The following is a 12,173-nucleotide window of genomic DNA, read 5'->3' as shown; positions in this document are numbered from 1 at the left end:
CCGTGCAGAGAATGACCAATGGGTTTGCCTGAATCGGTGCGGTTGCGCCCGATAAAGCGCGTAGAGTTTTGCGAAATCTGCCCGGAGTCCTTGCCGAAAAATTTACGAAAGAAAATTTTCCCTTCAGATCAATTACTTGGCCCAACCCGATGGCGCAGCTTGATGAGGCTCTTCAATGCTCGACGGAGCTGCCATCAAGCCGATGTCGCTGCCATCATCGACCGCTTGCGCGGTGAACACGGCATCCAGTCGCGAAGAGCTGCTGAAGGAAGTGGTCGTGCTCAGGCGATCGGGGTTGAGGCAACGTGGCAATGACGGCGCAAGACCCGCGCCTTCAAATTCTCCGTTTCCGATCCGGCTCAGACTGCTCAGGCAACCGGGACGCAGATCGAGATAATCAATGCTGCCATCCTCCGCCACGGCCCAGGTCTGGTAGCGCCAGCGAGTGGGACGATCCGGATCCACGACCCGGATGCTGTCGGGCGTCAGCGAAAGATCGGCCTGCCACAAGCCATCGGCCGACAGCCGGGTGAACAGCACCCGCTGATTGGCCGTGTCGACCCGGGCCAGGGAGACATCCTCGATACTGCCGAGCACCTTCCACTCCGTGCCACTGCGATCCAGCAACACCAGACAAAGCATGTCGTCAGGACCCCGCACCGTCATCAACACCTGATCGGGATCCGGGGTGTATATCGCCTGCAACGCCCTGAAACGCGGCCCAGGCATCGGCAGATGACTGACCTGACCGCTGCCCGGCACCACTTCGAATACGCCCTCACGACCATCGTCATCGTGCCCGACCACCAGCATCCGGCGGCTGTCGGGCGACCATTCCGGACGACTGAGGGTATCCGGATGCACGTCTTCGATGATCCGCAGGCTTTGCGGGTCCTCCAGGTCGGTCCACCACAGATGGAAATGTCCCGAGCGGTTGGAGCTGAACACCAGCTGGCGCCCATCGGGAGCCAGCGACGGCATGGTGTCGCGCCCCGATGAAGGAAACAGACGCTCGCGTTGGATCGGGCCGGAGCCCGCGCTTCGATTGACCCGAAACAGTCCGAACTGGGGTCGCCGGCGCACGAAAGTCATCGCGTCGGCCCGGGCAGCCGTGGCCGGGGTCTGGGCGTCATCCAGACCGAGGTCATTGATCAGCCCGGTGGCCAAGTCAAGCCGGTAGAGCCGGGCCTCACTGTCGATGCGGCGCCCGAACACCAGGCCATTGCCATCCGGCAGCCAGTCCCAGCCGCGGAACTCGCCGCCTATTCTGGTCAGGCGCTCGGGCTCGCCCCCGGCAACCGGAATCCGCCACAGGTCGCCCAACTGCGGGTTGCGGATGAAACCGATCCAGCGACCATCGGGCGAATAGCGCGGCATGTAATCGAACGCGCGGCCCGCGCCCGGATAAGGCAACTCGATCCAGCGGCCACTTTGCAGGTCGAGCAGGCGCAGGCCGCTGGTGCTTCCGTCTTCGAGCCGCATGCTGCCGAACACCAGCGCGCGACCGTCCGGCGTCCAGTCGAGGCTGTTCTGGTCATCGCCGCGACAGGTGGCGACACTGCGCTCACTGCCGCCGCTGGCCGCCGTGATCCGCACTTCACAGTCATGGACACCGGGGCCATAGCGCAGGTAGGCGATCTCGCGCCCGTCCGGCGACCATTCCGGCGCCCGGTCGGACACGCCTTCGGGCGGGTGGCTGATCTGATGCGGCTGGGAGGCATTGGTGGTCTGGACCTGGATCACCGTGCCGCGCCAGTCCGGCAGGGTGGCGGCATACGCGACCATGGACGCGTCCGGCGACAGGCTAGGCGCGAACTCGAATCCAAGAGAGGACGTCAACAACCGGTACGACCGCTCCGGCCCAGGCCCGACGCCATTTTGAACCGATCCGGGCCCATCATCCCGATTCAGGTCGATGTGGCGAACCGCGAGGAACAGCACCAGGGCGATTGCGGCAATCGCCGCAACCAGACTGACCAGCAGCCGCTCACGCAGCCACCAGCGCGAACCGGCCGGCGATGGCGGAATGGCTGTCCCGACGACGGGAGCGCCAGTGCCAACGGACGGTAGGGTGGCCTCAACCGCTCCAGGGCCAGCGGAGACACCTCCATCAGTCGGCTCTGGCAGGGTGATGGCATCGGTCTGGTTCTGTTGTCGCGCATGCTCCTGCTTGCCTTCGTTGCCTTCGTCCGGCAACCATTCGACAGGCGCCAGCAGGCGGTAGCCGGTCTTGGCGATGGTTTCGATGTATTGGGCGTCACCGCGCTTCTCCCCGAACGCCTTGCGCAGCTGGGTCACCGCCTGGGTGATCACATCATCGGTCGGCAGGGTATCGGGCCAGACCTCGGCCAGCAGCGCATCACGACTCACCACCTTGCCGGCATTCCCGGCCAACACGCGCAGTACGCCCATCGCCTTGGGCGTGACGCGACGCGGGCGATGCGCACCCGGCGCAACGATCTCGCGCAGCGATATGTCGACGACGCAGTCGCCTATGCGTAACCGGATGTCCGGCAACGGGGTGGGCTCAATGGGAATGGACATCAGTTCGGCAATGCTGAATGGCCGTCACAACTCGGGCATGTGCCAAAAGATCATGCCAACGCTAGAGGCAGATTCAGCAAACATCTCTGGCGACTGCGGACAAGCGCGCCGCGGCCGCACATCCTAACGTTTCAGGTGCAGTCCCGATTGACGGGAACTGAATACAGGCACCTCTCTCGCCAACGTCCTATACACACAGTGTCGATATTGGCGCCCCATGGGCGCCGTTTTCGTGCGCTGCCCGCCGGAGCGGCAAAGCTCCGGCAAGCCGCACACTCGACTTCAGGCCTTGCGGTACACCTCGGCGCCCTGCTCGCGGAACTCGATCGCCTTCTCGGCCATGCCTTCGGCCAGCGCCGCCTGTTCGTCGACGCCATGCTCCTTCGCGTAGTCGCGCACGTCCTGGGTGATCTTCATCGAACAGAAATGCGGGCCGCACATCGAGCAGAAGTGGGCGACCTTGTGCGCATCCTTGGGCAGGGTCTCGTCGTGGTACTCGCGCGCGCGCTCGGGGTCGAGCCCGAGGTTGAACTGGTCTTCCCAGCGGAACTCGAAGCGTGCCTTGCTCATCGCGTTGTCGCGAGCCTGCGCACCCGGATGACCCTTGGCCAGGTCGGCGGCATGCGCGGCGATCTTGTAGGCCATCAGGCCTTCGCGCACGTCGTGCTTGTTGGGCAGGCCCAGGTGCTCCTTCGGCGTCACGTAGCAGAGCATCGCGGTGCCATACCAGCCGATCATCGCCGCGCCGATCGCACTGGTGATGTGGTCGTAGCCCGGCGCGATGTCCGTGATCAGCGGACCAAGCGTGTAGAACGGCGCCTCGCCGCACTCGCGCAACTGCTTGTCCATGTTCTCCTTGATCAACTGCATCGGCACGTGGCCGGGGCCTTCGATCATGGTCTGCACATCGTGTTTCCACGCGACCTTGGTCAGCTCGCCGAGCGTCTCCAGTTCGCCGAACTGGGCTGCATCATTCGCGTCGGCGATGCTGCCTGGGCGCAAGCCGTCGCCGAGGCTGAAAGCCACGTCGTAGGCCTTCATGATTTCGCAGATGTCCTCGAAGTGCTCGTAGAGGAAGCTCTCGCGATGGTGCGCCAGACACCACTTGGCCATGATCGACCCACCGCGCGAGACGATGCCGGTCACGCGCTTCGCGGTCAGCGGTACGTAGCGCAGCAACACGCCGGCGTGGATGGTGAAGTAGTCCACGCCCTGCTCGGCCTGTTCGATCAGCGTGTCGCGGAAGATCTCCCAGTTCAGCTCTTCCGCACGACCATCGACCTTCTCCAGCGCCTGGTAGATCGGCACGGTGCCGATCGGCACCGGCGAGTTGCGGATGATCCACTCGCGGGTCTCATGGATGTGCTTGCCGGTGGACAGGTCCATCACCGTGTCCGCGCCCCAGCGGATCGACCACACCAGCTTCTCCACTTCCTCGGCGATGCCCGACGACACGGCACTGTTGCCGATGTTCGCATTGACCTTGGTCAGGAAGTTGCGGCCGATGATCATCGGCTCGCTTTCCGGGTGGTTGATGTTGTTGGGAATGATCGCGCGGCCGCGCGCAACCTCATCGCGGACGAACTCCGGAGTGATCAGCTTCTGGATGCTGGCGCCGAAGTTCTCGCCCGGATGCTGGTTGAGCAGATGCGCCTCGCGGATCGTCTCGATGCGCTGGTTCTCGCGGATCGCGATGAACTCCATCTCCGGCGTAATGATGCCGCGGCGGGCGTAGTGCATCTGGGTGACGTTGGCACCGGCAATGGCGCGACGCGGTGCGGGACGGCTGCCGAAGCGGACAGTGTCGAGCTTCGGGTCGGCCTCGCGCTGGCGGCCGAACTCGGACGACAACCCGTCCAGCTGCGCGGTGTCGCCGCGCTCGGCGATCCACTCCGCGCGCAGCGGCGCCAGTCCGGCGGCGAGATCGATCGTCGCATCGGGATCGGTATAGGGGCCGGAACAGTCGTAGACCGCCAGCGGCGCGTTGTCCTCGCCACCGAACATGGTCGGCGTCTTAGCCAGCGCGATCTCGCGCATCGGCACCTGTATGTCGGGCCGCGAACCTTCGACATGGGTCTTGCGCGAACCCGGGATCGGGCGGGTCACGTCGGCCGAGAGCTGTTCGGCCTGCTGCGCGAGCTGGGAGGGGACTGCATTCATGGCGTTCGTCCAGTGGTGGCGGGACGAAGCGGCGGCGCACGCCCGGCGCGGCTCTCGTGCCAGGGCGGCGAAGCTTCCCTACGCCGGTCTCAACCGGATCAGGTTCGAAGGGTCTGTCTCAACCGCGGCTGGAGCCGGCGGTACCCCCGCTTCGGCGATCATTAGACCACACGACACCGTAACCCGGGCAAGGCTTAGCCGCACCCGGGGATGGCAACACGGCCCTGTCCAGGCCCCGGGTGCGCTCCGCTTACTCCGGCTACGGCGCCCGATCCGGTCAATACCCGCCGAAGCTGCCCGCCGCGCCCGGGAACACCACCGGGCTCTCCGTCCCATCCTTCGCCACCGCGGCAACGCCGAAGTAATGGTTGTCGATCACGATGTTCTCCAGCGTGTGGCTGTCGACGTTGCCGACGTACACGCTGCGGGTCCACTGGGGCTCGGTGGTCGGGCGCCAGTAGACCTTGTAGCCGGCCAGGTTCGATGCCTGCCGACCACTCGGGCGCTGCCAGCTCAGGGTGGTGTCGGCGCTGACCGCGCCCTCGATCTTCACTTCGGCCGGCGGCGGCGGGGCCCAGGCCATGCCGGCCAGGCTGACCGCATTGAGCGCGGTCAACTTGGCCGCGTAGCCGAAGTCGACGCCGTCGATGGTGTCGCCGTAGATCCGTCCGCCCTCTGTGCGCAGGTCCTGGTGCTGGCGATCGTAGTGCTCGTGCGTCTCCATGATCCGCACGGCAGGAAAGCCGGCATCGTTGAATGGCCGGTGGTGGCCGCCGCGGCCGAAGCGGTCGAGCCGATACACCATCATCGTGTCGAGGTTGGGGACGAAACGGGCCATCGAGTCGATGTAGCGGGCCAGGTTGCGCGATGGCGAATCGACCTCGCCGCCAGTGAAACGGCGGGCATTGGCCTCCTCGGCGGTCTCGACCGCGCGCGTGCCCTCGGAGAACACGCGCGCGGTGGTGTTGTCGCAGATGCCGTCGATGCCGCAACTGTTTCCGATCATGTCGTTGTTGAGCACGGCCTCGATGCGCCAGCCCTGCTCCTTTGCCTCGGCGGCGAGGATCTTGCCGCCGAACAGCCCCTGCTCCTCGCCGGCCAGCGCGGCATAGACGATGCTGCCGGGGAACTTGTACTTGGTCAGCATGCGCGCCGCCTCCAGCGTGCCGGCCAGGCCGGAAGCGTTGTCGTTGGCGCCGGGAGAATCGGATACCGCGTCCATCACGTCGCTGACGCGCGAATCGATGTCGCCGCTCATGATCACGTAACGGTTGGGGTCGGCGGTGCCGCGCTGGATCGCGATCACGCTGACCACTTCCACCGGATCGGGGATGCGCGTCTCGCCGGACACGGTGTCGCTGGAGTAGCGCACCTCCAGGCAACCGCCACAGTCGCGCGAGATGCGCTGGAACTCCTCGAAGATCCAGCGCCGCGCCGCACCGATGCCGCGGCTGTCGGACTCGGTCTCCGACAGCGTGTGGCGGGTGCCGAACGAGACCAGCTTGCGGATATCGGCCTCGATACGCTCCGCCGACGGCGCGGTGCCGATCGCGTGCAGTTGCGGGTTGTATGCCGGAGGCGGCACATGCTGCGCCATTGCGGCGGGAGAAAGCAGCAGCAGGACAGGAATGAGTCGGCGCATGACGGAACCGGACATGATGGTGACCCGGCCGATCATGCCACGGCGGTTGCACACGCAACCGTTGACAGGCCTCGCGGAACCGTGTTCTGCTCGGTCCCATGACGCAGCGCAACAACCCCCTGCCGACCGCCCACCTGCCATCGATGCATGGCGGCCGTGGCGTGTCCGGCGGGCTGCGCATGACCCCGATCGCTTCGATCACCACGACCACCTCGATTACCACCACCGGTACCGGTACCAGCCGTCCGGGGTGCGATCGCGCGTGAACTGAACGACCACGCCGCTCCGCCCCCGAACCGGGTGCGGAGTCCAGGCATCGGGTTCAAAGGGCGGGGCTCCCACCGGAAGCCCGCCAATGTCGAGTCCCGCCAATCCAGCTCTTTCCATCCCGTCCGAGGCAGAGCCCTGCCCCGCTCGACCGCGCCGCCACGCCCATAAGTTCGGCGGCAGCAGCCTCGCCGACGCCGAACGCCAGCGCACGGCCGCCACGCTCGTCGACGACGGTGACGGTTCGCCTGCATTCGACTCGCATGTCGTCGTGGTCTCGGCGATGCAAGGCGTCACCGATGCGCTGATCGCACTGGCCGATGCCGCCCATGCTGGCCAGGACTGGGCGCCAGACTGGTCCGCGCTCAAGCAGCGCCACCGGATCGCCGCCGAGGCCCTGGCTGCGGGCGATACCGTGCTGCGCGAGGCCATCGACGGCGATTTCGGCGAACTGCATGCCCGGCTGTCGGCAACAAACAGCGACGCAGGCGATGTCGCCTGGATCCACGGCCTTGGCGAAGTGCTGTCCTCGCGCCTGCAGCATGCCGCGCTCGGTGGCGAAGCAGCCGGTTGGGCCCGGCTGGACGCGCGCGAGGTGCTGGTGGTGCATCCAGGCGAACTGGGCGTGGCGGTGGACTGGGAAGAATCGCGCGCACGGCTGCAGCGGTGGCGCGAGGCGCATCCACAGCCGAACGTGGTCGTCACCGGCTTCGTCGCCAGCGACAACCAGAGCCGGCCGACCACCCTCGGCCGCAACGGCAGTGACCATTCCGGAGCGATCTTCGCGGTGCTGTTCGACGCCGACGAGCTGACCATCTGGACCGATGTCGATGGCGTGCTGTCGGCCGACCCGCGACTGGTGCCGGACGCGGTGTGCCTGCCGATGCTGTCCTACGCCGAGGCCTGCGAGCTGGCCTACTTCGGCGCCAAGGTGCTGCACCCGCAGACGATGGCGCCTGCGATCCAGCACGAACTTCCGGTCCGGATCCGCAACTCGCGCAATCCACGAGCACCGGGCACGCTGATCAGCGCGGTCTCGCGCGGACCGAATGGGGCGCATGGCGCGCCGGTGAAGGGACTCAGCCTGATCGAGGGTCTCGCGCTGCTGGAACTGTCCGGCGCCGGCCTGATCGGCGTGCCCGGAACCGCCGAACGCATGTTCGCGGCGCTGCGCCAGGCAGGGGTGTCGGTGACGATGATCTCGCAGGGCTCGTCCGAGCATTCGATCTGCTGCGTGGTCAGCCAGTCACAGGCGGAGCTGGCGCGCGAGGCGGTCGAGGCCGCCTTTGCCGAAGCGATCGGAGACGGCCAGGCGCAGGGCGTCAGCGTGACCGGCGGTATCGCGGTGCTGGCCGCGGTCGGCGACGGCATGGTCGGTACCCCAGGCGTGGCCGCGCGCCTGCTCGGCGGGCTGGCGCAGGCGCGGGTCAACGTGCGCGCGATCGCGCAGGGCGCGGGCGAACGCAACATCTCGGTCGCAATCGCCGAGCGCGACGCGCAACGCGGCCTGCGCGCGGCGCACGCAGCGTTCTGGCTGTCGCCGCAGACGCTGTCGGTCGGCCTGATCGGCCCCGGGAACGTCGGTCGCACCCTGCTCGAGCAACTGGCCGAGGCCACGCCACGTTTCGCCGCCGGTGCGCTGCACGGGCAGAACCTCGACCTGCGCCTGCGCGCGGTCGCCAACAGCCGCACGATGCAGCTGCATCCGAAGGCACTGGATCCGGCTACCGCGGTCGAGGCGCTGCAGGGCGGCGAGGCGCTCGACCTCGACCGCTTCACCGCCCACGTCCGCGCCGAACATCTGCCGCACGCGATGATCGTCGACTGCAGCGGCAGCGACGCGGTCGCCGCACGCTACGCCGAGTGGCTGGCCGCCGGCATCCACGTGGTGACCCCGAACAAGCACGCCGGCAGCGGCTCGTGGCAACGCTTCCAGGCCATCCGCAAGGCCAGCCGCGACGGCAGCGCGCAGTTCCGCTACGAAGCCACGGTCGGCGCCGGCCTGCCGGTGATCCGCACGCTGCGCGACCTGATCGATACTGGCGACGTGCTGTACGAGATCGAGGGCATGTTCTCCGGCACCCTGGCCTGGCTGTTCAACAAGTTCGACGGCAGTGCTCCGTTTTCCGAGCTGGTACTGGAAGCACGCCGGCTCGGCTACACAGAGCCCGATCCACGCGACGACCTGTCCGGCACCGACGTGGCGCGCAAGCTGGTGATTCTCGCCCGTGAAACCGGGCGCGAATTGTCGCTGGCCGATGTCGATGTCGAGAACCTGGTACCGGAGGTGTTGCTGGGTGTCCCGCTCGAGGAATTCCTCGACCGCATCGATGAGCTCGACACGCCGATGCAGGCGCGACTCGACGCCGCCAGGGCCGAAGGCGGCCAACTGCGCTATCTCGCCCGGCTTGACCGCGACGGCCGTGCCAGCGTGTCGCTGTCGGTACCGCCGCCCGGCCACGCCAGCCTGTACGGCCGCCTGACCGACAACCTGATCCAGTTCCGCACCCTGCGCTATCCGGACAATCCACTGGTCGTACAGGGCCCCGGCGCCGGGCCGGAAGTCACCGCCGCCGGCGTGTTCGGCGACATCCTCGCGATTGCACAGACGCTGGGGGCGCGGGCATGAACGATGCGATCATCGAGCACGTCCCTTCGTCCGGAGAGTCCCGCTTGCCCGCACAGACCACCGCACCGGTGCAGGCCCGTGCCTTCGCCCCGGCCAGCGTCGGCAACATCGGCGTCGGCTTCGACCTGCTCGGCCACAGCATCGACGGCCCGCGCGATGTCGCCACCGTGCGCCGCATCGACGCGCCCGAGGTCCGCATCACCGCGATCAGCGGCGACATCCCCGGCGTCGACCGGCTGCCGCTGGAGGCCGCACGCAACACCGCCGGGCAGGCGTTGATCTCGATGCGGGAGAAGCTCGGGCTGGCGCATGGCTTTGAACTCTCGCTGGTGAAGGGCATCCCGCTCGGCTCCGGCCTCGGCGGATCGGCGGCGTCCTGCGTCGCTGCGGTGGTGGCCGCGAATGCGTTGCTCGACGAACCGTTACCGCGCGAGGCCTTGTACGAATTCGCACTCGATGGCGAATCGGTGTCCAGCGGCAGCCGCCATGGCGACAACGTCGCACCAATGCTGCTCGGTGGCGTGGTGATGGCCACCCATGACCGCATGATCGCGCTGGACGTGCCGGAATGGCTGCACGCGGTGGTCGTGCACCCGGACCAGATGCTGGAAACCCGCCGCGCACGCGAAGTGCTGGCCGAGCCGTATCCGCTTCATGATGTCGTACGACAGAGCGCGCACCTGGCGTTGTTCCTGACCGGCCTGCAACGCGGCGATGCCTCGCTGCTGCGCGAAGGTCTGGTGGACCTGCTGGTCGAGCCGCGCCGCGCATCGCTGATCCCCGGTTTCGCCGCGGCCAAGGCGGCCGCGCTCGCGAATGGCGCGCTCGGTGCCAGCATTTCCGGCGCGGGCCCGAGCACGTTCGCGTGGTTCGCCTCGCGCGAGGCCGCGGAAGCCGCGGCGCCGATGATGCGGGTGGCGTTCGCCGAGGCGGGTTACGACTCACGGGCATACGTGACGCCGGTGGCCGGACCGAGAGCGGAAGTGATCTCATGAACTTCCTCAGCACTCGTGGCAACACTGCCGCCTCCGACATCGACACCGCACTCGTCGCCGGCCTCGCCCCGGATGGCGGCCTGTACGTGCCCGAAGACATCCCGGCGCTGTCGCTCGACGCACCCGGCGCGACCCTGGCCGATACCGCCCGCGCCGTGCTCGCACCCTTCTTCGCCGGCTCGAAGCTCGAAAGCGAGCTGGCGACGATGTGCGCGACTGCGTACAGCTTCGACGCCCCGCTGCGTCCGCTCAATGGCGACGGAAACCACCTGCTCGAACTGTTCCACGGCCCGACCGCCGCGTTCAAGGACTACGCCGCGCGCTTCCTCGCCGAGGCGCTGTCGCGACTGCGTCCGGCCGACGCGCCCGCCACCACCATCCTCGTCGCGACCTCGGGCGACACCGGCGCCGCGGTCGCGGCCGCCTTCCATCGCCGTCCCGGCTTCAACGTCGCCATCCTCTATCCCGACGGTCGCGTTTCGCCGCGGCAGGCACACGGCCTCGGCTGCTGGGGCGACAACGTGCGTGCATTCCGCGTCGATGGCAGCTTCGACGATTGCCAGCGGATGGTGAAGCAGGCGTTGTCCGACAGCGCCCTGCGCGAACGGACACCTCTGGGTTCGGCCAACAGCATCAGCCTCGGCCGGCTGCTGCCGCAGATCGGCTACTACGCGCATGCCGCGTTGCGCTTCCATGCCGAACACGGGCAACCGCTCAACTTCATCGTCCCGACCGGCAACCTCGGCAACGCCTGCGCGGCCTTCCTGGCCCGGCGCATGGGCTTGCCGGTCGGCGAAGTACGGCTGGCGACCAACGCCAACGACACCCTGCCGCGCTACTTCGACGGCGCCGACTATGCGCCGCAGCCGACGAGGGCGACCCTCGCCAATGCGATGGACGTCGGCGCGCCAAGCAACTTCGAGCGCCTGCGCCACTGGCACGACAGCGACGACGCCCTGCGCGAGGCGATCAGGGCCACCAGCGTCGACGACGAAATCATCACCGCGACCCTCCGCAGCGCCCCGCAACGCCACGGCGTCGTGCCCTGCCCGCACACCGCCACCGGTCTGCGCGTGCTGGAGGACCTGCGCGCCGGAGGCGATACCCGCCCCTGGGCGGTGGTCGCGACCGCGCATCCGGCCAAGTTCGAGACCATCGTCGAGCCACTGGTCGGGCACGCGGTCGAGCCGCCTCCGGCGCTGGCCGAATCGCTGACGCAGCCCGCATCGGCAATACCGATGACTGCTTCGTACTCGTTCTTGGTCGGAGCATTGGAGGTAAAGCCTGCCAACATTGACCGTCTCTGCACATGACATGTACTAGAGAAAAACGCGAGGGGCGCAACTAAACCCTCATCTCAGCCACAAGGAAACAAGGAAACAAGGAAACAAGGAAACAAGGAGTAAAGTACATGAAAACGATGATGTTCTCGGCGGTCCTGCTTGTAATAGTTTCCACTCCCAGCCTTGCGCAATCCTCGGCGGAGGGACAGGCGATAGACCCTGTTGAACAGGAAGCCAAAGAAAGGGAGCTGGCTTACCAATTGGCTCCGATCAAGTCCGATATGGATCTTCGAACCTATTTAGCAAGAAACCGGAGCAAAGATAGCCCTCTCAATCTGCTTTCGCCGGGGGCAAGACAACGATTCATTCAAAGCTTGGTCTTCACGAACAAAGGCTTGGCCAGCTTCGACTATCGGGATATCCAGATCGAACTGAATGCCACCCAGACCTATCAGTTGCTGTCGCTGTTTGGCGTTCAGAGATCTACCCGCGCGATCCCGAATTTAGAAGCCACGACCGCCTCTGACATGACCGTCATGGGTGGCGGCGTGATATCACTGCCACCTGATGACTACCCGGGCTATGAATGCGAGAAGGCCGCCACATGCCGGGAGAGCCACGGAGCCATCTGTATCGGCAGTAATTGTTGATCT

8 protein-coding genes and 1 riboswitch are annotated in these 12,173 nt (G+C 66.7%); of the genes, 5 read left to right on the top strand and 3 right to left on the bottom strand.

The window, feature by feature from the left end; genetic code table 11:
- Nucleotides 1-132 precede the first annotated feature (132 nt).
- The 3 genes from FKV23_RS02625 to FKV23_RS02615 form a co-directional block, all read right to left on the bottom strand.
- On the bottom strand, nt 133-2,544 hold the full coding sequence (locus FKV23_RS02625; RefSeq protein ID WP_141622463.1) for a winged helix-turn-helix domain-containing protein: 2,412 nt from the start codon (nt 2,542-2,544) through the stop codon (nt 133-135).
- A gap of 282 nt (nt 2,545-2,826) precedes the next feature.
- On the bottom strand, nt 2,827-4,704 hold the full coding sequence (thiC, locus tag FKV23_RS02620) for a phosphomethylpyrimidine synthase ThiC (protein WP_141622462.1): 1,878 nt from the start codon (nt 4,702-4,704) through the stop codon (nt 2,827-2,829).
- Between the two features lie 57 nt (nt 4,705-4,761).
- Nucleotides 4,762-4,862, bottom strand: a riboswitch (TPP riboswitch).
- Nucleotides 4,863-4,981: 119 nt separating this feature from the next.
- A complete protein-coding gene (locus tag FKV23_RS02615; protein WP_141622461.1) occupies nt 4,982-6,346 on the bottom strand; it encodes a M28 family metallopeptidase in 1,365 nt (454 codons plus the stop codon).
- Between the two features lie 98 nt (nt 6,347-6,444).
- Between FKV23_RS02615 and FKV23_RS17090 the strand changes: the two genes are divergently transcribed.
- The 5 genes from FKV23_RS17090 (at nt 6,445) to FKV23_RS02595 (ending at nt 12,170) form a co-directional block, all read left to right on the top strand.
- The gene (locus tag FKV23_RS17090; RefSeq protein WP_167284913.1) at nt 6,445-6,612 is read left to right on the top strand and encodes a hypothetical protein; all 168 of its coding nucleotides are present in this window, start codon (nt 6,445-6,447) and stop codon (nt 6,610-6,612) included.
- An 89-nt stretch (nt 6,613-6,701) separates the two neighbouring features.
- Nucleotides 6,702-9,242 carry a bifunctional aspartate kinase/homoserine dehydrogenase I gene (gene thrA / locus FKV23_RS02610; RefSeq protein WP_141622460.1) on the top strand — a complete coding sequence of 847 codons (2,541 nt, stop codon included), beginning with the start codon at nt 6,702-6,704 and terminating at the stop codon, nt 9,240-9,242.
- The gene (locus FKV23_RS02605; RefSeq protein ID WP_141622459.1) at nt 9,239-10,237 is read left to right on the top strand and encodes a homoserine kinase; all 999 of its coding nucleotides are present in this window, start codon (nt 9,239-9,241) and stop codon (nt 10,235-10,237) included. Before thrA ends, FKV23_RS02605 begins: the two co-directional genes overlap by 4 nt.
- The gene (thrC, locus tag FKV23_RS02600; protein ID WP_141622458.1) at nt 10,234-11,550 is read left to right on the top strand and encodes a threonine synthase; all 1,317 of its coding nucleotides are present in this window, start codon (nt 10,234-10,236) and stop codon (nt 11,548-11,550) included. The genes FKV23_RS02605 and thrC overlap by 4 nt, the downstream gene beginning before the upstream one ends.
- A 98-nt stretch (nt 11,551-11,648) precedes the next feature.
- Complete coding sequence (locus tag FKV23_RS02595) at nt 11,649-12,170, top strand: hypothetical protein (RefSeq protein ID WP_141622457.1); 522 nt, start codon at nt 11,649-11,651, stop codon at nt 12,168-12,170.
- Nucleotides 12,171-12,173 lie beyond the last annotated feature (3 nt).

Origin of the sequence: Lysobacter alkalisoli, from assembly GCF_006547045.1 — a bacterium.
Lineage (GTDB): Bacteria > Pseudomonadota > Gammaproteobacteria > Xanthomonadales > Xanthomonadaceae > Marilutibacter > Marilutibacter alkalisoli.
This window is presented reverse-complemented; position numbering and strand designations above follow the sequence as displayed.